21 protein-coding genes are annotated in these 21,813 nt (G+C 57.8%); 15 read left to right on the top strand and 6 right to left on the bottom strand.

Annotated elements, in window-relative coordinates; translation table 11 throughout:
* The 6 genes from tnpA to ACFSJC_RS15065 all read left to right on the top strand — a co-directional run.
* On the top strand, window positions 1-268 hold a 268-nt coding region (tnpA, locus tag ACFSJC_RS15090; protein ID WP_386027877.1), incomplete at its 5' end, for an IS200/IS605 family transposase.
* Between the two features lie 395 nt (window positions 269-663).
* On the top strand, window positions 664-1,302 hold the full coding sequence (locus ACFSJC_RS15085; RefSeq protein ID WP_386027876.1) for a CatB-related O-acetyltransferase: 639 nt from the start codon (window positions 664-666) through the stop codon (window positions 1,300-1,302).
* 3 nt (window positions 1,303-1,305) lie between these two features.
* Complete coding sequence (locus ACFSJC_RS15080; RefSeq protein WP_386027875.1) at window positions 1,306-2,703, top strand: tetratricopeptide repeat protein; 1,398 nt, start codon at window positions 1,306-1,308, stop codon at window positions 2,701-2,703.
* Between the two features lie 38 nt (window positions 2,704-2,741).
* A complete protein-coding gene (locus tag ACFSJC_RS15075) occupies window positions 2,742-3,206 on the top strand; it encodes an FAD synthase family protein (RefSeq protein WP_386027873.1) in 465 nt (154 codons plus the stop codon).
* Window positions 3,206-4,543, top strand: coding sequence for a glycosyltransferase family 4 protein (locus tag ACFSJC_RS15070; RefSeq protein WP_386027871.1), 1,338 nt, complete (start codon window positions 3,206-3,208; stop codon window positions 4,541-4,543). Before ACFSJC_RS15075 ends, ACFSJC_RS15070 begins: the two co-directional genes overlap by 1 nt.
* Window positions 4,544-4,696: 153 nt before the next feature.
* A complete protein-coding gene (locus tag ACFSJC_RS15065; RefSeq protein ID WP_386027870.1) occupies window positions 4,697-5,662 on the top strand; it encodes a glycosyltransferase family 2 protein in 966 nt (321 codons plus the stop codon).
* 186 nt (window positions 5,663-5,848) lie between these two features.
* Here the strand turns inward: ACFSJC_RS15065 and ACFSJC_RS15060 are convergent, their stop codons facing one another.
* Entirely contained in the window at window positions 5,849-7,123 is a 1,275-nt protein-coding gene (locus ACFSJC_RS15060; protein ID WP_386027869.1) for a Coenzyme F420 hydrogenase/dehydrogenase, beta subunit C-terminal domain, read from the bottom strand.
* 488 nt (window positions 7,124-7,611) lie between these two features.
* On the opposite strand from ACFSJC_RS15060, the gene bchI reads away from it, so the two are divergent.
* The 5 genes from bchI to ACFSJC_RS15035 all read left to right on the top strand — a co-directional run bounded on the left by bchI (window position 7,612) and on the right by ACFSJC_RS15035 (window position 14,261).
* Complete coding sequence (gene bchI, locus ACFSJC_RS15055; protein ID WP_386027867.1) at window positions 7,612-8,640, top strand: magnesium chelatase ATPase subunit I; 1,029 nt, start codon at window positions 7,612-7,614, stop codon at window positions 8,638-8,640.
* On the top strand, window positions 8,637-10,448 hold the full coding sequence (locus ACFSJC_RS15050) for a magnesium chelatase subunit D (RefSeq protein WP_386027865.1): 1,812 nt from the start codon (window positions 8,637-8,639) through the stop codon (window positions 10,446-10,448). Before bchI ends, ACFSJC_RS15050 begins: the two co-directional genes overlap by 4 nt.
* Window positions 10,449-10,550: 102 nt before the next feature.
* A complete protein-coding gene (gene bchO / locus ACFSJC_RS15045) occupies window positions 10,551-11,432 on the top strand; it encodes an alpha/beta fold hydrolase BchO (RefSeq protein ID WP_386027863.1) in 882 nt (293 codons plus the stop codon).
* Window positions 11,433-11,668: 236 nt separating this feature from the next.
* Window positions 11,669-13,207: a phytoene desaturase gene (locus tag ACFSJC_RS15040; RefSeq protein ID WP_386027861.1), complete on the top strand. Its 1,539-nt coding sequence runs from the start codon at window positions 11,669-11,671 to the stop codon at window positions 13,205-13,207.
* 10 nt (window positions 13,208-13,217) lie between these two features.
* Window positions 13,218-14,261, top strand: coding sequence for a phytoene/squalene synthase family protein (locus tag ACFSJC_RS15035; protein ID WP_386027860.1), 1,044 nt, complete (start codon window positions 13,218-13,220; stop codon window positions 14,259-14,261).
* Window positions 14,262-14,730: 469 nt separating this feature from the next.
* Here the strand turns inward: ACFSJC_RS15035 and ACFSJC_RS15030 are convergent, their stop codons facing one another.
* Window positions 14,731-15,699 carry an Rpn family recombination-promoting nuclease/putative transposase gene (locus ACFSJC_RS15030; protein WP_386027859.1) on the bottom strand — a complete coding sequence of 323 codons (969 nt, stop codon included), beginning with the start codon at window positions 15,697-15,699 and terminating at the stop codon, window positions 14,731-14,733.
* A 290-nt stretch (window positions 15,700-15,989) separates the two neighbouring features.
* On the opposite strand from ACFSJC_RS15030, the gene ACFSJC_RS15025 reads away from it, so the two are divergent.
* From ACFSJC_RS15025 to ACFSJC_RS15010, 4 genes are all read left to right on the top strand, one after another.
* Window positions 15,990-16,268, top strand: a complete 279-nt coding sequence (locus ACFSJC_RS15025) for a type II toxin-antitoxin system RelB/DinJ family antitoxin (protein WP_213455934.1) — start codon at window positions 15,990-15,992, stop codon at window positions 16,266-16,268.
* Window positions 16,240-16,560, top strand: coding sequence for a type II toxin-antitoxin system YafQ family toxin (locus ACFSJC_RS15020; RefSeq protein ID WP_386027858.1), 321 nt, complete (start codon window positions 16,240-16,242; stop codon window positions 16,558-16,560). The genes ACFSJC_RS15025 and ACFSJC_RS15020 overlap by 29 nt, the downstream gene beginning before the upstream one ends.
* A 135-nt stretch (window positions 16,561-16,695) precedes the next feature.
* Window positions 16,696-16,830 (top strand): hypothetical protein, encoded by a 135-nt coding sequence (locus ACFSJC_RS15015; RefSeq protein WP_386027856.1) that lies wholly within the window; start codon window positions 16,696-16,698, stop codon window positions 16,828-16,830.
* A gap of 88 nt (window positions 16,831-16,918) precedes the next feature.
* Complete coding sequence (locus ACFSJC_RS15010; protein WP_386027855.1) at window positions 16,919-17,161, top strand: hypothetical protein; 243 nt, start codon at window positions 16,919-16,921, stop codon at window positions 17,159-17,161.
* Here the strand turns inward: ACFSJC_RS15010 and ACFSJC_RS15005 are convergent.
* From ACFSJC_RS15005 to ACFSJC_RS14990, 4 genes are all read right to left on the bottom strand, one after another.
* The gene (locus ACFSJC_RS15005) at window positions 17,126-18,280 is read right to left on the bottom strand and encodes a polysaccharide pyruvyl transferase family protein (protein ID WP_386027854.1); all 1,155 of its coding nucleotides are present in this window, start codon (window positions 18,278-18,280) and stop codon (window positions 17,126-17,128) included. The two genes, ACFSJC_RS15010 and ACFSJC_RS15005, sit on opposite strands and share 36 nt — an antisense overlap.
* Window position 18,281: 1 nt before the next feature.
* Window positions 18,282-19,076 (bottom strand): nitroreductase family protein, encoded by a 795-nt coding sequence (locus ACFSJC_RS15000; protein WP_386027853.1) that lies wholly within the window; start codon window positions 19,074-19,076, stop codon window positions 18,282-18,284.
* Window positions 19,077-19,444: 368 nt separating this feature from the next.
* Window positions 19,445-20,332 (bottom strand): family 16 glycosylhydrolase, encoded by an 888-nt coding sequence (locus tag ACFSJC_RS14995; RefSeq protein ID WP_386027852.1) that lies wholly within the window; start codon window positions 20,330-20,332, stop codon window positions 19,445-19,447.
* Window positions 20,333-20,446: 114 nt separating this feature from the next.
* Entirely contained in the window at window positions 20,447-21,721 is a 1,275-nt protein-coding gene (locus ACFSJC_RS14990) for a Gfo/Idh/MocA family protein (RefSeq protein ID WP_386027850.1), read from the bottom strand.
* Between the last annotated feature and the right edge of the window lie 92 nt (window positions 21,722-21,813).

Raw genomic sequence — 21,813 nt, 5'->3', positions numbered from 1 at the left:
GCATCTGATGTCCGACCACGTTCACATGCTGATTTCGATTCCGCCGAAATATGCCGTCTCTGCAGTAGTCGGCTACATCAAGGGCAAGAGTGCGATTCACTTGGCACGGGTTTACGGCGAACGGCAACGCAACTATCGGGGGCAGCATTTCTGGGCACGTGGGTATTTCGCCTCGACGGTGGGCCGAGACGAAGCTCTAATCCGAGCGTACATTCAGCACCAAGAGGCCGAGGATCAACGATTAGAGCAGCTGAATCTGTGGCGCTGACCTGCCGCCTTTAGGCGGCCCAAGTACCGTGGGGCCGCGTTAGCGACCCCTTGCCGCTTTGAGCGGCTCACGAATTTAAAGCCCCCGGCTCTGCCGGGGGATGGTTACTAAATGTTTTCTAGATTATGTCTCTCGGTGGTGGGCTTTCGCAAAAACTACGGGTCGGGTATGCATGGTTCGATATTCTGATTTTGATCTGGGTTAAAGTGCTGCGCGGGTCTCGATTGCGAATAAATTTTCAACAACCTTGACAGATTGACCGAGGCGTCCTTTTAAGATGGAAAACGTCATTCAATGCGTCGGCCCGTTATGCGGCCCTTCGGTGTATGATGCGCTATCGGCCTATTTTTGTCAGCAAGTTGAAGACTATGCGGATTTTCCTCCTGGGGTGATGCGTGTCTGAATCACCAGCTTCGATGGCGTCTTGGATCGATCAGCCGCCGCCCAATTATCGGATGTTCCCCGTTGGCGATGGTTATGCTTATCTTCACGAGACGTGCAAAATTTCAGCTCGTCTGACGATCGGTCGGTTCAGTTACATCAATGCCGGCGCCGTTCTGGGGGGAAAATACCCGATCAGAATCGGCGCTTTTTGCTCGATAGCGGCGGAACTCTATGCCTGGACTTGGGAAAGCCACCAAACGGATTATGTGACCACGTCACCCTTACGCCTGATTTTAGGGGTGCAGACGAGCTATCCGGTTATCGTGGACAAACCCCAGGGAATTACTTTAGGTAACGATGTCTATCTCGGACATCAGGTGAGGTTGATGCCGGGAGTGAGCATTGGTGATGGCGCGGTTGTTGCGGCGCGTGCAGTGGTAACACACGATCTCGAGCCATATGGTATCTACGGTGGTGTGCCTGCCCGGCTCATTCGAAAACGGTTTGCCGATCCGGTGGTTTCTGCTCTGCTGAATGTGCGCTGGTGGGACTGGCCGATTCAAAAAATTCAGCGTAATACGGCGTTCTTCGATCTCAAGCTCTCTGAGTTGAAAACGGCTGATAGCCTGTATGCAACGATCGTTGAGTAGGGTATGGATTTGAATCTCGGGGATGAATCCAGTCTGAGAGGGCGGTTTGCTCGTGTTCGGTCGATGATTGATGCGGGTCATTTGCACGAGGCCGAGCAGGAACTCGCCGTCTTGCAGGCTCGATGGCCGGAGCATGCTGTCTCGTGGGCTTTTCGGGGTGTCTTATGTGATCGTCAGGGACGCATCGATGAAGCGCTGGAGGCCATGGCTTATGCGGCGCGGCTGCGGCCTGATGATGGCGAAATTCTTGCAAATCTCGCGCGCCTATACGCCAGGGGTTCGCGTTGGGAAGAGGCGCTCCAGTATTGTCGAAGAAGCCTGATTATTGATGAGAATCAACCACATGTTTGGCTGGAAGCCGCTCGCTGCTGTTTGGTGCTGAGGCAGTGGCGTGAAGCCGAGGCATGCGCGCGCAACAGTCTGCATTTGCAGGGCCGGCAGGCGCAGGCGTTCGTCTTCTTGGGGCAGGCACTTGCGGCTCAGCAGCGTTGCGTTGAGGCCCAGGGCGTTTTCGAGGCCGCGTTGGCGGAGGATGAGCAGAACGCTGAAGCTTGGGATGGAGCTGCGTGGCTGGAACTGAGACGCGGCGACTTGAAGTCGGCTATCGTGCAGTATCGGCGTGCGCTCGAGTTGCGCTTGGGCCAGCCGCTGCGAGTCGATGTGCGAACGCCCCCTGTTCAGGGATTCGATGATACGGGCCTCATTGAGGCGTTGCTATGGCAAACGCTGGCTCGGTTGGCGCAAGCTGGTGTGCATGCGTTTGCAACCTCTGGCACTTTGCTGGGCTTGACGCGCGAGAGACGTTTGCTGCCCTTCGACAAGGATTTGGATATCGGACTCCCTTTTGCTGAAATGGATTCGGCCCGAGCCTGTTTGTTGGTTTGCGGTTGGCAGGAAGAACCTTCAGGAGCGGATTTTTGTAATCCGATGAGTTTTCGGCACCAAGACAGCGGCGTTGTATTGGATCTATTCGGGTTCTTGGCGGACCCGGTGGCAGGAACTGTCGTCAGCGGTTTTTGGCTGCGGGGGCAACCTTGGTCTGTTCAGCGCGTGACCGAATACCCAGCTCCGCTGAGACTGCACCAGGTTCGTCGTTCTGGGGGGCGGGTGTGGGCCTTGATCGACCCGGAGATTTGGCTGGCGGCGTTGTATGGAGCGGAGTGGCGTGTCCCTGATCCAGACTTCGATAGTGTGGTCGCGGCCAGAAATCTTCGAGGTTTCAGTCTCTTGACCGAATGTTACGGGCTGATGCGCATCGGGAAATATTTGCATGAGCGGCGCTATGCGAAGGGATTGGCGACTACGATCCATTGTTTGCGTCATCTACCCGAGGATGCTCTTCTGCAACGTGCAGAGGCTGTTTTGATGGGGGCTGTCGAGGCGAACTCGGCGAGCGCCTAGGAACCGTATTGCTGGGCAAGCTTAAGATATGGAGTGCAATGGCTTCGAATCACATTCTCGCCACGGGTGTTTTCGATCTGTTTCACGTCGGTCATTTGCGTTATCTGCAATATGCTCGTCAAAAGGGTACGCGCCTGATTGTGGGAGTGACGCCAGACGCAATCTGTCTGGAGCGCAAGGGGCGATTGCCGGTGATCCATGAAAGCCAGCGCCTGGAGATCATTCGTGGGTTGGGCTGGGTCTATCAGGCCGATTATTTGCCTGGATCGCTCGACTACACTGACGATGCTGTCGACTGGATCACTGGTTGGGGGATCGATTGCGTGATCCCTGGCGGCGATTGGGCCGGTTCACCGCGCTGGCAGCGTCTTACTTCCGCGCTGGCCATGCGAGGCATCGATGTCCATTTTGCTCCGCGTATGCACGGGATCTCGTCCAGCGGGATTATTGCAGCTATTCGTGCGCGCTCCGAGACGAATGCGGAGGAGGCGGAGGTTTCTTGATGAAGAGTATGCCGGCGGCTCCGTCTTCAGCGCGATTGAACGCGACCTCTTGCGCTGCTCCGGCAGAGGCCCGCAATCCTCGGTTGCTATGGGCGAACGCCTTCTGTTTGCTCGATACGTCGAGCGGTGCTTCGATCAGTGTGCGCGAAATGTTGCGCCAGTTGGCTGCGCGTGGTTGGGAGATTGAAATCCTTGGTGCGACCATCTTCGATGATGAGGAAGGTGTTTCTCAACTGCGTCCGCATTGGGATTCGATTAACAATAGTGATCTGACATTGGTTAATGTCGCAGACGGTTTGCTTAGACACCGATTAGTGCGTACCGCTAGCACCAAGCGTGCGCATATGACCTCGTCCGAGGAAGTGGCGTGGTTAGTTCAATATATACATTTACTCGATACCATGAAGCCGGATCTGGTGTGGTTCTACGGTGGTCAAACACTAGATCTCCTGATTCCCTACGAAGCGCGTATTCGTGGCATTCCTAGCGCCGCCTATCTGGCAAATGGTAATTACCGAGGTGTTCGCTGGTGTCATGACGTCGATCTCGTCATCACGGATAGTGATGCGACTGCACGTTTCTATGCCGAGCGCGAGGGCTTTGGCGCGGTCCCGGTGGGTAAGTTCATCGATCCTGACCGGTTCGTCAGTAAAGATCGCAATCCCGAATATATTACCTTCGTCAATCCTTCCCTGACAAAGGGGGCAGCGATTGTTGCGATGCTGGCTTTGTCGTTGGAAAAGCGTCGGCCCGATATTCGGTTCGAGGTGGTACAGTCTCGCGGTGACTGGGCAGCCGTGGTTCGACAGGTGAGCGCCCATTTTGGTGGGGAGCGTGAGTCGCTGGATAATGTCATGGTCACGTCGAACACGAGCGATATGCGCCCGGTTTATGCGCGTGCCAAGATCCTGTTGGCCCCGAGTTTGTGGTGGGAGAGCGCGGGGCGTGTTTTAGTGGAGGCTATGCTCAATGGTATTCCCGTAATCATCACCGATCATGGTGGAGGTCCAGAGATGATTGGTGACGCTGGAATCAAAGTGAAGCTTCCGCAAAAATGTTACGAGAAGCCCTATGCGCATGTTCCGTCGCCAGAGACGCTTAAGCCATTGCTGGCGAGCATTGAGCAGCTTTTCGATGATGATGAGGCTTACCGGGTATTGGTCGAAAGAGCCTATCGAGTTGGTCGGGAGCTTCACAGTTTGGAGGCTAGCACCAATCGGCTGCTTTCGGCTTTCGAGCCGTTGGTAGGACGTAGGTCTGGTGACTGTGATCACGCTCGATCTTTGGAGCAAAGCCATAAGCATGGCTTGTCACGCTCGGTAGGAGCGACCGGCTAAACTGCTTTTCGATGAAGATTTGTCGATTGCTTGCTGAAGGTCTGATTGTTTTGGGTTCGCCCAGTTCCGCTCGTTGGTAAAGACTAGTTATCTGCTTTTTAGTGACTTGTCAACTCGGTTGTAATGGAAGGGTTTTGGCTGTTCGGGAGGGGTATGTCCGGTCTTGCAATTAGTGTCGTTATGCCGAACTACAATCGTGCTGATCGGCTCTCTCTCGCAATCGATAGTCTGTTGGCGCAAACGTTTACAGACTTCGAGTTGATCGTGGTGGATGACGGATCCACAGATGAATCTCTAGATGTCATCGCTCGATATGCGGCACGCGACTCGCGTATTCGGTTTTTGTCATTGCCAATCAATGGTGGTCAAGGAATTGCGCGTGCGCTTGGGAATGACGCGGCGGAAGGTCGCTATATCGCGGTGATGGATAATGATGATATTGCGTTTCCTCAGCGGCTGGAAACACAATATGCATTTATGGAATCAAATCCGGAGATCACATTGGCGGGGTCCAATGCTATAAAGGTGATGCCAAATCAACGGATGCAGATGAGGTTGCCGGAAATGGATTCCGCGATCAAAGCGCGCTTGCTGCTAGTGGATGCTGCTTTTGTCCATCCAACGGTCATTATGCGACGCGACTTCTTGCGTAAGCATAATCTGAATTATGCGGCAGAGCGGCGTGGTGACGATGATTACGAATTCTATAATCGGCTTCTGCAGGCTGGCGCTCGTTTCGCCAATATGCCGCAGACATTGCTTGAATATCATCGCCATGGCGGTAATACCAGTTCGAATACGCCTCGGTTGCAGCAGGATAAGCTTCCGTTGCGACGTTTTTTGCTCGGACTTTTCTATCCTGATCTGACGGGTCGAGAGGTTCTTGATTTGGCTAGAATCATGCAGATGCATTTGAAGGTCAATATCAAGGATGCCTATGCTGGGATTCTAGCTGCGGAAAAGGCAATGAGGATCCAGGTTAGTCAGTTCGGGGAGGATCATTCCATACTGAACGCCTTTATCTATCGGGCTGTCATGAGGTTGGAGCAGGCACTGAAGAAGTCGGTTGCCCTCAACCAAGGAGATGCGAATCTTGAACCTGCCGTCCTTGGATCTTGAGGCCTGGTCTCACCTCCGGCCCTCGACTGTCGGGTTTTGATTTTTTGTAGTGTCGTGTGGTGGATGTGGTGGATGTGGTGGATGTGGTGCAACGGAATCCCGAAGCGCGCATCCAGGCAACGCAGCGTCTCAGCTCGACGGTCTCCCCGGATTTCGCTCGCGCTCCATCCGGGCTACGCGTTTTCCTCAATCCTCGCGCCTGTCCGCTGCGAGCGGCCGCTCGAAGGTCTGGCTGTAGGTCTCGGCGTAGGGCTCCAGCGCCTGATAGACGTGATAGGGCACGACGCGCGATTCGAAGCGGGCGAACTTGCTGCGCACGTAGTTGAGGTTGCGCAGGAGCTTCATTTCGATGATGGCGCGGGCGAATTCGAGTCCCTTGGGACCCTTCTTGCGTTGCAGATAGGCGACCAGGCGGCGGATGAGGAAGGGCGGTTTCTTGGCGCCGGGCGGATGGGTCAGGCGAGCGATGAATTTCGGCATGCCGCGCGAGCGGTCGCCGCCCTCGGTCAGTTCCCTGAATTCCAGATCGGGACGCAGCAGATCCAGCAGTTCCTCGCCGGTCTCGGTGCGCACCAGAACCCACTGCCAGCCCAGTTCGGCGCCCATGTAGCCGACGGTGAGGTCGCATAGGCTGTTGGGATAGTCGAAGCAGGACAGGCAGGCGGAGGGGAAGATGCCGTGCAGCTTGTCCATCGGGAAGTCGATGTAGTTCACCCGCTCGACCGTGCCGTTCTCGTGGCGCAGCCAAAGGCTGAAGTCCTGCATGAACTCGTGGTGGACGACCGTCTTGGGCGAGCGCGAAATCTGGGTCAGGAAGTATTCGAGATCCGGGTAGGTGACGTTGTCGCTGCAGGGGATGCCGATGACGTAGAGTTTTTCCAGTCCCAGCTCGGCCTCGATCGCGCGCAGCGAGTGCACCTGGCAGCTGGTGCCGATGAAGGCGAGCCGCGTGATGCCCTGATCGCGAATCTGATCGATCAGGTTGAGATTGGGCGAAAGGCAGGGTTTGTTGCCGGCGGTGGCCAGCACCTCCTCGGGCGTGCGCGCAAGGATGGGCTCGGCCTTGAACCGGGTGCCGGGTGTCGCTCCCGTGGTGATAACGGCCTCGACCTTGCCCTGCTCCAGCAGGCGCGCGCCGAGCGCGGTGACCATGCCGCTCCATTGCGCCTTGGGATTGGGGCGGCGCATGCGCGCGGCATACTGGGCGCGATGGATGCCGAAGCGCAGCTCGTCGCCGGGCTGGCGGTTGCGGCCATGCAGGCGCTGCTCGATCGATTGGGTCTGGTTGCGCACGAAGACGCATGCCTGGGACATCAGCCCGCTGAGCGCACTATCGCAGAGTCCACAGTCGCTGCACAGACGCGGACGGCCCTTGAGCCGGTCGTCGCTGCTGAGCATGGAAATGGTATCGAGCCCCTTCGATGGCCCGTCGCCGGTGGTGATTTGGAGACTGTCCGTCATGCGATCGCTCTCGGGTAGGATCTTGATTTCGATGGGTCGTGTTCGAATCGCCAGCGATACTGGTCGCTTCTGGCGAGAAGTCGGGCAGTCTGCCCGAAACCGCCCCGCCGAGTCCATCGCTTCGATGCCTGTCCGCAGCCCTGACGCGGTATCCGCCGGCCGCGAACAGACTGGTCGGCGGGTCGGTATGAAGCCGTGGGCGTCCGAGGGCTGTCGCGGTTCCTGTCATCCCCGCAAGATTCCGCCGCGTCCTGTCGAACGACCAGAAAATCGCGTTCGAATGACGCTTTAGGCTTGACCTTCCTCGTGCATGGGCGCTAGGGTCGCGGGCTTAGTTGAATTAGCCCCGGGCTCGATCGGCCATTGGCGATCGGGCCTCGCAGCAACTGGCTCGCGCCCCTGCGCCTGCGCGCTTGATTCCATGGGCGCCCCGATCAAACCGGCCATGAGTGCCTCGTTCTAGATAACAGTCATTAGGTTCGTCGCGTATGCCCATCCCGTTTCCGTTTTCCGCCGTCGTCGCTCAGGAAGAGATGAAGCGCTCCCTGTTGATTGCGGCCATCGACCCGTCGATCGGCGGGGTTCTTGTATTTGGCGACCGGGGAACCGGTAAGTCGACGGCCATTCGCGGACTCGCCGCTCTGCTGCCCAAGATGCAAGCGGTCGATTGCACCTACAACTGCGATCCCGACGCCAGCGACGAGGCGCTCTGCGCCGACTGCCGCGAGAAGCGCGCCAAGGGCACGGCCCTCAAGGGTCGCAAGGTGCCGGTGCCGGTCGTGGATCTGCCGCTCGGCGCCACCGAGGACCGCGTCATCGGTGCGCTCGACCTGGAGCGCGCGCTGACCAAGGGTGAAAAGGCGTTCGAGCCCGGCCTGCTGGCCCGCGCCCATCGCGGCTTCCTCTATATCGACGAGGTCAACCTGCTCGAAGACCATCTGGTCGACTCCCTGCTCGACGTGGCCGCCTCCGGCGAGAACCTGGTCGAGCGCGAGGGCCTCAGCGTGCGTCACCCGGCACGCTTCGTGCTGGTCGGCTCCGGTAACCCGGAAGAGGGCGAGCTGCGTCCGCAGTTGCAGGACCGCTTCGGTCTCTCGGTCGAGGTCAAGACCCCGACCGATCTGCCGACCCGCATGAAGGTCGTGCGCCTGCGCGACGCGTTCGAGCGCGACCGTACCGCCTTCGTCCAGAAGTGGAAGGCCAAGGACGGCAAGGTGCGCCGTCTGATCGAGAAGGGCCGCGCCTTGCTGCCCGAGGTCTCGGTGCCGGACGCCACGCTCGAAGCGGCCGGAAAGCTCTGCATCAAGCTGGGCACCGACGGTTTGCGCGGCGAGCTGACCCTGATCCGCGCGGCGCGCGCACTGGCTGCGCTGCAGGGCGATAAGGAGGTCACGGTCGATCATCTGAAGGAGATCGCCACCTCGGCGTTGCGTCACCGTTTGCGTCGCGATCCGCTCGACGAGTCCGGCTCCACCAGTCGCGTCGAGCGCGCGGTGCAGGAGCTGTTCGGCGAATGAGTAACCTCGGCGCGAATCCCGCCACCGGCGAAGTCGGTGGCCCAGGCCCGCGCCAGGCCGGTCCCTCACCCTGGGACGATGCCGTCCTGGCTGCGGTTCTCATGACGGTCGATCCGGTCGGCACCGGCGGCGTCTGCCTTCGTGCGCTGCCCGGTCCGGTGCGCGACCAGTGGCTCACGGTCATGCGCGATCTGCAGCCCGAGGGCGCGCCGATGCGGCGTATCCCGCTGCACGTCTCCGACGGTCGCCTGCTCGGCGGTCTGGATCTGGCCGCCACGCTCAATGCCGGTCGTCCGGTTGCCGAGCGCGGTCTGCTGGTCGAGGCCGACGGCGGTGTGCTCGAGTTGGCGATGGCTGAGCGCATCGCGCCCGGCACGGCGGCGCGTCTGAACATGGCCTTCGACTCGGGCGAAGTGGTGCTGGAGCGCGACGGCTTGGCCATGCGCACTCCGTCGCGTTTTGCCGTGGTCGCCCTGGACGAGGGTGTCGGCGAGGACGAGGGGCTGCTCAACGCGCTGCTCGACCGTCTCGCCTTCCATCTGGAACTCACCTATGTGCGCGTCCATGAGGCGATCGCCTGCGACTACGAGGTCGAGGAGATCGTCGAGGCACGCGGACGTCTGGCGGATGTGACCATCACCGAGGAACAGATCGAGTCCTTGTGCGGGATCGCGCTGGCGCTCGGCATCCCTTCGCTGCGGGCCTCCATCTTCGCCTGTAGTGCCGCGCGCGCGCATGCCGCGCTGGAAGGGCGCGCCGAGGTGACCGAGGAGGATCTGGCCGTCGCCGGCCGTCTGGTGCTGGCGCCGCGCGCCACTCAGTTGCCGCCGATGGAGCCCCCGGAAGAGGAGCCTCCGCCGCCCGAGCCGGAGGAGCAGGAAGACCAGGACCAGAATCAGTCCAACGAGCAGCAGGAACCGCAGGAGCTCGACGACAAGATTCTGGAGGCGACCAAGGCCGCCATCCCGGCCGGTCTGCTGGCTCAATTGCAGATGGGCAAGCTGCGCCGTTCGCGCTCGCGTGCCACCGGCAAGGCCGGCGCGGTGCAGAATGCGCCTTCGCGCGGTCGTCCGGCCGGTGTGCTGCGCGGCGAGCCGCGTCACGGTCAGCGCATGAACGTGGTCGAAACCCTGCGCGCGGCGGCGCCCTGGCAGCGTCTGCGGCGCGAGGAGCGTGCGCGCGCCGGTCGCGACTCGACCCGCATCGAGGTGCGTCAGGACGACTTCCGCATCACCCGCTTCAAGCACAAGTCCGAGACCACGACCATCTTCGTCGTCGACGCCTCCGGCTCCTCGGCGCTGCACCGTCTGGCCGAGGCCAAGGGCGCGGTCGAGCTGTTGCTGGCCGACTGCTATGTGCGTCGCGACAAGGTCGCCCTGGTCGCCTTCCGAGGCAAGGGGGCCGAGGTGCTGCTGCCGCCGACCCGCTCGCTGGTGCGCGCCAAGCGCAGCCTGGCCGGTCTGCCAGGCGGCGGCGGAACGCCGCTGGCGTCTGGGATCGATCTCGGCATGGCCATCGCCGACTCGGTCCAGCGTCGTGGCGGAACGCCGGTGCTCATCGTCATGACCGACGGTCGGGCCAACGTCGCCCGCGACGGCAGCGGCGGACGTGCCCGTGCCGGTGAGGAGGGTCTGGCGGCGGCGCGTCTGGTGCGCTCGCTCGAAATCACCGCATTGGTGATCGATACCTCGCCCCGGCCTCAGCAGCAGGGCAAGGACCTGGCGAAAGAGATGGGCGCGGTCTATCTGCCGCTCCCGCATGCCGATGCCACCTCGCTGAACCAGGCGGTGCGCGCGACGACAGGTTAGTCGGCAATGAGGACATCGATCCGATCGTCGATGCGCAGGCGTTCGCATCGATGCATCGGATCGATGACGGGATCATGGACTCTACGGGGTTGCGCCGCACCGATGGACGACAGACTCGACTGGGAAAGGGATGGCCGCGATTGGCCGAACCGGGAGCACAGCCGCTTCGTTTCGGCGGGCGGTCTGCGCTGGCATGTCCAGCGGATGGGGCAGGGGCCGGTGCTGCTCATGCTGCACGGGACGGGTGCCTCGACCCATTCCTGGCGCGACTTCGCGCCCGAGCTTGCCGAACACTTCACTCTGATCGCACCCGACATGCCGGGGCACGGCTTCACCGACTCGCCGGTCTACGATCGCATGTCGCTGCCCGGTATGGCCGGTTTCGTCGGCGAGCTGGTGCGCGAGCTGGGCGTGACGCCGGATCTGGTGCTCGGCCATTCGGCCGGCGCGGCCATCCTCATTCAGGCCTGTCTGGACGGCTGGATCGCGCCGCGCGCCATCATTAGCCTGAACGGCGCGCTGCTGCCCTGGCGCGGCGTTCCCGGTCGCATCTTTTCCCCAGCGGCCAAGCTGTTCGCACGCAATGCGCTGGCCTCGCACTATTTCTCCTGGCGCGCCAAGGATCGACGCATGATCCAGCGTCTGGTCGACAGCACCGGCTCCAAGCTGGATCCGCTCGGGGTCGATTTCTATCAGCGTCTGATCCGCTCGCCGGCGCATGTGCGCTCCTCGCTGTCGATGATGGCCAACTGGAATCTCGGGCTGATGGAGCAGGGCTTGCCACGGCTCGAAACGTCGCTCTTCCTGGTCGTCGGCGAGGAGGATTCGACCGTCTCGCCGCGCGAGGCGCGCCGGGTACGCCAGCATTTCCAGCCCGCCGCCGAGATCGTCGCCTTGCCCGGCTTGGGGCATCTGGCGCACGAGGAGCGTCCACGCGAGGTCGCCGATACCGTGCGTCGGATCGCCGCCCAATTCGGGCTCTGAGAGCGGGAGCCTCCAGCTCCCAGCGACCAGCGTCCAGCCGACGACTCACCGAGCGCGGTTGACCCTCAATGTTTGTGCGGGCGGGGTTACGTTTGGACGCCGTGACGCGAGGTCGGCGCTATGATTCCCAAAAGCTGGTAGCTGGTAGCTGGTAGCTCTTGCCATTTTCGTTGACGGGTATCAGGACGTCGCATGTCCGGGCTCCTGCTATACTGTCAACCAATATTGACAGTGATATGAGTAATAAGAACTTGACAGTTGCGGCTCAGCAGGCTCCTGGTAGCGATCAGAAAAAACCGCACGCGGTCGTCATCGGCAGCGGTATCGGCGGTCTGGCGGCGGCGATCCGTCTCGCGGCGCGTGGCTATCGGGTGACGATTCTCGAAAAACTGGACGCCCCGGGCGGGCGTGCCTACGTTCATAAACGCGATGGCTTCAGCTTCGACGCCGGACCGACCATCATCACCGCGCCCTTCCTGCTCGAAGAGTTGTGGGGACTGTGCGGCCGACGCTTCGAGGACGATGTCGATCTGCGTTTGATGGATCCCTTCTACCGGATCCGCTTCGACGACGGTCGCGTCTTCGACTACAGCGGCGACGCCGAGAAGGTCAAGGCCCAGATCGCCCAGTATTCGCCGGCCGACGTCGAGGGCTACGATCGCTTCATGGCCATGAGCGAGAAGGTGTTCAAGGTCGGGTTCGAGGATTTGGCTCACGTGCCTTTCAGTTCCTGGACCGACATGCTCAAGATCGCGCCGCAGATGGCGTTGCTGCAGAGCTACCGCACCGTCTACGGCATGGTGTCCAAGTACATCAAGGATCCCTACATCCGCCAGGTGCTCTCCTTCCATCCGCTGCTGATCGGCGGCAATCCCTTCACCGTCACCTCCATCTACGTCCTCATCTCCTTCCTGGAGCGTAAATGGGGCGTGCATTCGGCGATGGGCGGCACCGGCGCCGTGGTCAATGGGCTGGTGAGCCTGGTCGAGGGGCAGGGGACCGAGATCCGCTACAAGAGCGAGGTCGAGCGCATCCTGGTCAAGAACGGCAGGGCGACGGGGGTGCGTCTGACCTCGGGCGAGGAGATTCCGGCGCATGTCGTGATCTCGGACGTCGATCCGGCGACCACCTACGGCAAGATGATGGCGGAACAGCCGCGCAAGCGCTGGACCGACGAGAAGATCGATCGTTCCGCCTTTTCCACCGGACTCTTCGTCTGGTACTTTGGCACCAAGCGCCAGTATCCGGACGTCAAGCATCACACCATCCTGCTCGGGCCGCGCTACAAGGGGCTCATCCAGGATATCTTCAAGCATAAAAAGCTCGCCGAGGACTTCAGTCTCTATCTGTACCGTCCGACGGCGACCGACCCGAGTCTGGCACCGGAAGGTTGCGATACCTTCTACGCCCTGGCTCCGGTTCCGCACCTGGAGAGCGGGACCGATTGGGAAGCCCAGGCCGAGCCGTACCGCGCCAGGATCGCCCGTTATCTCAGCGAGACGGTTCTTCCAGGATTGGAGGATCAGATCGCGACCTCGCTGGTGACCACGCCCCTGGACTTCAAGCATCGCTTGAACTCGCATCTGGGCGCCGGTTTCAGCTTCGAGCCCACCTTGATGCAGAGTGCCTGGTTCCGGCCGCACAACAAGAGCGAAGAGGTGGATGGTCTTTATCTGGTCGGTGCGGGGACGCATCCCGGGGCAGGCGTGCCCGGCGTCATCTCCTCCGCGCGTGTCCTCGATACGGTGGTTCCCGATGCCTCAACTTTTGACTGAGCAGAACGACATGAAGAAGAAACATGCCTCGGCGGCGGATGTCACCGCCTGCCGTGATCTGCTGCGCTGTGGATCGCGTTCCTTCTATGCCGCTTCCTTCCTCTTGCCGCAGCGCTTCCGCGACCCGGCGATGGCGCTCTACGCCTTCTGTCGCATCGCCGACGACGCCATCGACTGCGTCGGCGACGATCCGGTGCTGCAGGCCGACGCGCTCGAGATGCTCCACGATCGGCTCGACCGCATCTATGCCGGGCAGCCCATCGACGATCCGGCCGACCGCGCCCTGGCCGACGTGGTGGTCGAGTTCGCCATGCCCAAACGTCTGCTCGAAGCGCTGCTCGAAGGCTTCGAGTGGGATGCCGAGGGGCGCCGCTACGAGACCATCTCCGGCGTCTACGATTATTCGGCCCGCGTCGCCGGCACTGTCGGCGCCATGATGGCTGCTCTCATGGGCGCCCGCTCCGAAGCGCTGGTCGCGCGCGCCTGCGACCTTGGCGTCGCCATGCAGATCACCAACATCTGCCGCGATGTCGGCGAGGATGCCCGTAACGGTCGCGTCTATCTCCCGCTCGATTGGATGCGCGAGGCCGGGATCGATCCCGAGGAGTGGCTTAAGGACCCCGTCTTCAACGAGGCGCTGGCCTCGGTCATCCGGCGCATGCTCGATACCGCCGACAGGCTCTACCAGCGCGCCGACGCGGGTATCGCCGGACTGCCGATGGGGTGTCGTGCCGGTATCAACGCCGCGCGTTATCTCTATGCCGAGATCGGTCGCCAGCTCGAGCGTCAGGGGCTGGACTCCATCACCCGACGCGCGATCGTACCGCCGCAGCGCAAGCTGCAGCTCATCGCGCCCATCCTCGGCAAGGCCGTCCTCACCCCGCGCCAGATCTCCGCGCCTGCGTTGGAGGAAACCCGCTTCCTCGTCGACGCCGTCGTTACCGCGACCCCCAAGCAGGCCCCAGCCGGCGTCGGTGGACGCGTCATGTGGGTGCTCGAACTCTTCGAAACCCTCGAAGAGCGCGAGCGCGCCGCCGCCCTGGAGGCTCGCTGAGTCCAATTCGACCCGACCCTAGCCGTAGGGCGCAATAGCGAAGCGTATTGCGCCGAACGGCAGGCAGCTCCAACCCAGGCACGGGGTCTGGCAGAGTCGCAGACCGCTTGCCCCGATTCTTGGGCGCTCCCTCGGTTGAGTCCAATTCGCCCCGACCCTAGCCGTAGGGCGCAATAGCGCAGCGTATTGCGCCGAACGGCAGGCAGCTCCAACCCAGGCAAGGGGTCTGCCAGAGTCGCAGACCGCTTGCTCCGACTCTTGGGCGCTCCCTCGGTTGAGTCCAATTCGCCCCGACCCTAGCCGTAGGGCGCAATAGCGCAGCGTATTGCGCCGAACGGCAGACAGCTCCAACCCAGGCAAGGGATCTGCCGATGTGTCGCAGACCGCTTGCCCCGACTCTTGGGCGCTCCCTCCGTTGAGTCCAATTCGCCCCGATCCTAGCCGTAGGGCGCAATGCACAGACCTAACCTTATTCGTTATCCCTTGACTCCGAGCGACCTTGATCCAGCAGTTGGGCTTTGAGTCGTTCGATTTCGGCGAGGGCTGCATCCTTCTCTTGCAGCGCTTGCTCCTTGGCCGTCCGCTCCTGCTCAGCATTGGCCCGTTGCTGCTCGGCTTTAGTCCGTTCCTGCTCGGCTTTAGCCCGTTGCTGCTCGGCTTTAGCCCGCTGCTGCTCGGCCTCGGCCCGCTGCTGCTCGGCCTCGGCCCGCTGCTGCTCGGCCTCGGCCCGCAATTCGTCCAGGTGGCGCTGGATGCTACGTTGCTCGCGCAGATAGTTCTGACGCGCCTGATAGGCGTGGTAGGCGCGCTCTTTCTCGGAGAAGGTCTTGAGGGTGTTCATGGCTTGTGTCATCTCGGGGGTCTGCATCCAGGATGGCAGGGCGGTACTGTCGAGGGCTTCGCCGTCTTTGAAGAATTTCAGCCAGCGTTCCTGCTCGGTTTGGACCTGATCGGTGTGGAACTTGTTCAACTCCAGCAGCCAGATGCCACCATGGTCAAGGAGCGGGCGAGCCTGGGCGTCGCGCAGGCGGAAATCGTGGGCATAGCCGCTGGTGTCGGCCAACACCTGGTCGACTAGCCAGATGGCATAGGTGGGCTTGAGGTCGCTGTAGTCCTGGCCGCTGTGCAGCTGGGAGCAGTAGAGGTCGGCCCAGGTGTAGAGGATGCGCGCCAGGAGGTCGCGATTGACCAGAAGCTGGATTTCGATCTGATGGAGGCAGCCGCTCGCGTCGCGCGCCTTGACGTCGACGATGCTGAGCTTGTCGTCCAGAAACTCCTTGTCGTTGTACGGATTGAGAATATCGACCCAGGTGATGGGAGCCGGGAGGTCAGGGCCAAGGATGGCGTTGAGAAAGTGGATCAGCAGCGCGCGGTTGGACTCAGCCCCCAGCAGGGCTTTGAACACGCAGTCGATCTTGGGGTCGATGGGATGGTGCATGGGGAGAGTCTAGCCAGCATCAGGGGCGGGGACAATTTGGTTCCGGATTTTCGTTCGATTTGTTCGAATCAATCGAATTAATTGTATGGCTTCGTAACTTGCGTCATACCAGGTGGATCTGCTTGCCTGAGGGCTACATTCACCCGAAGGGAGAGAATGAGCAAGCGGTGCGCAACCTCAAACATCGCATACCGCACTGGGCGCGATTTAGTTCGTCAGGCGATCGGAACTTTGCGCCTTGACCGTATCTCGTATGAGATACAGAATAGCCAAATTCAGGAGGTTCTATCATGGCGAATACATCGATGCTACATGTCCGTGTAGATGACGACATCAAGGCACAGGCTAGCGAGGCGCTGGCGGCCATGGGGCTGTCGGTTTCTGATGCCGTGCGGATTCTGCTCAAGCGCGTGGTCAACGATCAGGCTTTTCCGCTGGAGCTGAAGGTACCCAATGCCCAGACCCGTGCGGCCATGGAAGAATCGCGGGCGATGATGAAAGCACGCTCGGCCCGTTTCCAGTCCGCTGACGCTCTATTCGATGACCTCGAAAAAACCCGCAAGCAGTAAACGAGCCTCGTTACCACGGGCAGCCGACTACGCCAAGGCATTCCAGAAGGACTGGGAGCGGCTGTCCCGTTCCGGGCGCTACGACATGAAGCGACTCAAGCAAGCGATGCTGCTGCTCATTGCCAACGATGCGCCGCTCGGGCCTGAATGGCTGGACCACTCACTCAAGGGCGACTGGGCCGATCACCGGGAATGCCACATCGGCGGTGACTTCCTGCTGATCTACCAGGTCGAGGGCAAGACCATCAACTTCGTGCGCGCCGGCACCCACGCCGATTTATTTGAAGAATGACGAGGGAAGTTGCACCTCATCACCCGCAAAGGTGTGCGATGGGAGACCTGATAAGCATCTAGCCGCCCCCTCCGCCAGGTTGTACGTTTTCTGTAGGAGCAGAAGGAACGGACGCCCCGAACGGAGGAAGCAGCCATGAAACTCTACGGCGGAATCGATCTGCATTCCAACAACAGTGTGGTCGTGCTGCTAGACGAGAATGACGCGGTGATCGACCGGCAGCCGTCGGTGGATCAGTTTAAGTGGCCATTAACACCTGGAGACCAATGAATGGCTGTTCATCGTCAGCGACTCCTTCAGCCGCCAGGCCATTGAGGAGTATGCCCAGCGTTGGACCATCGAAACCCTGTTTGCCGCCTTGAAATCGCACGGGTTCCACCTCGAAGAGACCCATCTCACTAAGCCCGAGCGCCTCGAGCGCTTGTTCGCGCTGCTGACGCTGGCCACCCTGTGGGCGGTTCATGCCGGTGTCTGGGCACACGAACAACAACCGATTCGCCAAAAAAACACTCGAGCGCCCTCAGTTCAGCTTCTTTCGCTATGGACTCGACCTCCTTCAGCGCCTCTAGCTGGGGGAGCTATTCGTTTTGTACTGTGCTGAGGTCGATTTCAATAAAAAATTTATAGACTTGATTCTTTCTGCTTCTAGTATTCGATTGACGGGGTCGAAATCTATGAGTGATTGATCTATTTTGTTGTTTCTGTTTTCGATGAGTCTGTGGCTCAAATCAACTAGGTCAAGAAGGCTGCGAGTTCTGGACGAATATTTTGAGGGCGAAACAGTAACAAACTGTTTGTTAAAGTTGATAGAGAATGCTGTTCCATGAAACGAGCTGGCAACCACGAAATCTGCATAGTAGAAATAACGTAGGAAATTGCGAACGGCCATGAATGATCGCTGGGTGCATCCTTTAAATGTCGGCAGTTTTGCTCCTTGGCTAATGCGAACGATCGGTATTGCTCTTGATTTTGCAATAATTTTAGCAATTCTATATACGAGCTCATCAGATTGCGGATCTATAGAGTAAATTAGCAAATATTTTTTTCTGAGTGGTGAGTGGTAGAGTTTAAATTCATTTTTCCACTCGTCCTTAGCTAAAAGTAAAGTCGGGTCTAATACTTGCTGAGCTCCGGATAGTCCAATTTTTTCAATAATCTGAACTCCGGACGATTCTCTTAGAGAAATGGCGTTGTACTTAATCAGTAAATCACGGGTTTCCTGAATTTCACTCTGCGGAAGTGTATCTAGTCCAAACGAAGCTCCATATGCGATTCTAGGTTTGCCAATAGGTGCGAAATCAAGGTAGTGAGCTCGGTCAATTCCGCCGTTATATATGCTATTCCATACTTGGTCACTTCCTGTCATGTAGATATCGGCGGGAGGCGGGGAATTTTTTATGTCGTGAAAATTTGTAAATCGTTTAGCTGTCATGGGGATGTGTCTTGCGAGAAAAATATTGAATTTAATGCGCTTTATGGTATAGCTTGCTGTCTTTAAGATAAATTTAATCGCTTTTTTTATATTGCTGGAGTGACTGCTTTCGCATATGGTGTTCTTGAAAGTATCCTTTATTACCCCTAGTGTAGTGTATCGATGCTCCATGTAATTAATAATCTCTGGCTCATGGCCAAGTCTTTTCAGAACAGTGCATGTGGAATAGGCTTGGAGTACCGAGCCAAAATTGAGGACTCTATGTAGAGTAATAATTGAAATCTTCATCTTACAAAACCTTTACAATATCTTCGACGCGTTTTCTTGTGGATCTGGCAATGTCAACATTGTTCGGTAAGTTGCCGCACGAGAGGAATAGACATACGGCTTCGCTGGTTGGGATCCCGCAGATTTCTCGGACTAAATTTTGTTTTTTGGTGCTCATGCCGGCGTTTAGAGGGCAGCATGCGATCTTTAGATGATGTAATGCGAGCATCAGGTTCATAGAAAATATGCCGCAATCTATCCATCCGAAATGACGCTCCTGGGCACCCCGATAGCTCGAAATGCTATACGTAATTACGATTAATGTATCCGCAAGGTGTCCAAATCCCCTGTTGCCGTTTTGACACGTAAGTGCTTGATCGATTTGTTGTCGATCTTGAAGTACGTAGACTCTAATTGGTTGGCGATTACATGCGGAAGGCGCTGATTGAGCGATCTCAATCGCGTCCATTATTTTTGAGGTAGGAATTTTTTCAGAAGTATAGTTCCTTATCGAGGATCTAGATTGGGTGAATTCTGGGAATTTAGAATCAGCCAAAGAAAAGTATTCGTCTTTAGACAATCTTTTTTGAGCCACTGACTCGCCGGGTATTTTCGCAGTCAAGAGAGAGATCTTACTTGATATTGCATCGGGGACTTTTACGCCACTGGACTCATGCTCTTTAAGATACGTCCTCAGTACTCCAATTGCACATTGTAGTGTCTCGTTATCGGTTCCATGTTTCTCGATGAATTTTTCGCATAGTTTTAGTAGATCAGTTATCTTGTCATGACCGAAATTCCATCTGCGGTCTGGCATGGTTAGGCCTTTCTCTATTACATGGTAGTGATATGTTATATTGGATGTTATGCCATCTACTGTGCTATCTCGGTGTACGGAATTCGATTGCCGAATATACTCTAGGGCATCATGATTGTATGCGATAAAGATCCTCGTCGCGCGAATTATAGGTAGCAGCATGCTTAGCTTGTTTTTGATGAAGTGCGTTACCATATTGGAGCCACTAATTTTCCATAACTATTTAGGCGTCTGCCAGACTGCAGGTAGTTGTTAAACCTCAGTTGAGGTGTGCATTATACGTCACACGGTCCTTGCTCAGACAAGCCGCTGATTGATGAATCAGATGTAAAGCAAAACCCTGAGCCTTGTTGCCCATTCTATTCTACCTAACCCCGGGCTTTCTTCTGTTTCCAAGCTCTTACGTATTCAATACTGAAAGTCGATGGGAGATCCTCGTCGCTGGGCATCCCGAACCAGGTAGGCATCGTTTCGCTGTCAAAAATCAGGCTAAGTGGTTGATGCCAATGCGTGTTTTCGACTGTTTGCACGATCACACCGTCCACGTAATATCGTATATCTTCACGTGACCACTCCAAGCCGTAGGCGTGGTAGTCGTCTGCGAGTCGCCAGGGAGCAATCCATTTACCACCAACTCTCCAATGTTTGTTGCTGCTAGGCGTCTTGAAAACATGCAAATGCATATTCACTATGCGGTCGAATCCTAGTGCATTTCCTCCGATCTCGAAGACATCGATTTCGGTGGTCCAGCCTGGCGTTGTATCCCGCTTGAACCAGAAGGCGCTTGATCCCGCTGAGTTCATCGGTTTTGCTTTTGTTTCAAAATAACCGTAGGCCGTCTTGGCTTTCGTGTGAAGAGCGGCACTGGTGTAACCTTTATAGCCAAGATTTTGGAATTTCTTTGGTACATCCTCCTTTCTCATGGTCAGATGTAACCTGCCATTGGCGACCTTGACGTTCGCATTGCTGAATAGTGCAGGTTTTCGTCCTAGCCAAGGGGCGATCCCTAAGTTCCATTTGTCCAGGTCAAGGTCGTTACTTTCGAATTCATCGCTCATGGGCTCAAAGTGCACCCAGTCTTTTTTATTTGTTTGGTCGGATAAAGGTAATTCGTTGGTGGTATGCTCAGGAATTTCCTTTAGCCTACCCTTGTGGGTCCAGACCTTGGGTGAAGGTTTGCCGAAAGTGCCTTGTTCATATAGCAGAAGTGTCACTGTTGACAGGCTTGCGAGAAATAGAAAGGCGACTCTAATCATATCCTGGTGTATTCTCTATTGAAAGATGGCCTTCCTGCTCCAAGTTTTTGGGGAAAGATGACCATTCATCCTATTGCTTGCTGTACTATCATCTGTCCCCACAAATTACGAATTTCAATCGTGAACACTTGTCCGGGTAGAGAGGCGATAGTTGGCTACCGATCTCAGTGACCCTTGAATCGGTCCGAGTGGCTCAAAGCTAGTAGTCGGCTTTACGGCGATTCCATCTGTTCCCGCTCCTTGCGCTAGTATTGTCAGCTCATTGATATGCATGATGAATTCTGGTGAAAGGTATTGTTCATTGCCTTGGTCGATTTCACGCGCCATCTCGGCAATGCCGACAAGCTTATCCTGGGCATAGATTTCGCGACGGCGTACCCATTCAACGAGGCGCTGTTTGAGGGATGTGCGCATCTGTTGGTCACGCTCCACGGCTCCGGACTTCCAGTTTCGAGCCAGCTTAATCCTACTCCCACCGATTCCGAAAAGACGGCCAAGCACTGGATACGCACGAAGCGTCCGGAATTTGCGTGCGCTCAGGCTCCCTTTGGTATAACGCTCTAGGTAAACAGGCGATTGATAGTGGCGGTAACTGTCTCCGGTAAGCTCGCCTTCTCGGCCGATCACTCGCATGCGATGATCCCTAGGGGCTACGACGCTGCAGGTGATCCTGGCCGATGCGCCATTCGCAAAGTGCAGGCAAGCAACCGAGTAATCTGGTGTGCCCACGCGGGATGGAAGTTCATCCGTTTTGTTCTCGATCAATTCGCTCGAAAACGCTGTAACCGAGACTGCGGGGCCGAGAAGTCCGCAGATCCAGACCAAGTGATAGCCCAAGTGCTCGTATGTGCAGCCTTCACGGATTTCCTCCTCAAGTGGCCAAGGAGCACCGGTGGGGCTTTTGACATTCTCGAACTCCATGAGGTGAATGGGGTTGTCGTCAAGCTCAGCATAGACAAGCAGCGGCTTGCCGATCGCGCCATCCTCGATGGCTTGGTACATGGTGCGCACGGTGTCACTGAAGATGTTGCAAGGTGCGGCATAAAGTCGGACCCCGTTGGCCTTGGCGATGTCAACGAGTTGACGGGATTCATCGAGGCTCTTCGTCAGTGGCTTCTCGGAGTAGACATGTTTGCCTGCCTCGAGGGCGCGTTTGGTCACCTCGAAGTGGGATCCGATATTGGTGAGATTGATGATTGCCTCAACCGTTTCATCGGCGAGAAGTTGCTCGTAGCTGTCATAGACAGGGAAGCCGTAATACTCGCTGACACGCGCCGCACGCTCGGCTCGGATATCGAAGACGCCTTTGATGGCAAGCTCAGGGTGTGCGCGAAACGTGCGCATGTAAATGTCAAATACAAAACCACAACCGACAAAGGCAATATTCATGCGTATTTCGTCCTTAAACTCTAAGTGTCAAGTCCCCGAAGATTGTATACGCGTTTTTTGAATAGTTCGGGGCGTTTCTCAGCCCAGTCCTT

The organism is Thiorhodococcus fuscus, assembly GCF_042682685.1.
GTDB classification, from domain to species: Bacteria; Pseudomonadota; Gammaproteobacteria; order Chromatiales; family Chromatiaceae; genus Imhoffiella; species Imhoffiella fuscus.
Note: the sequence above shows the minus strand (reverse complement) of the source record. Positions and strands in the feature narration are given on the sequence as shown.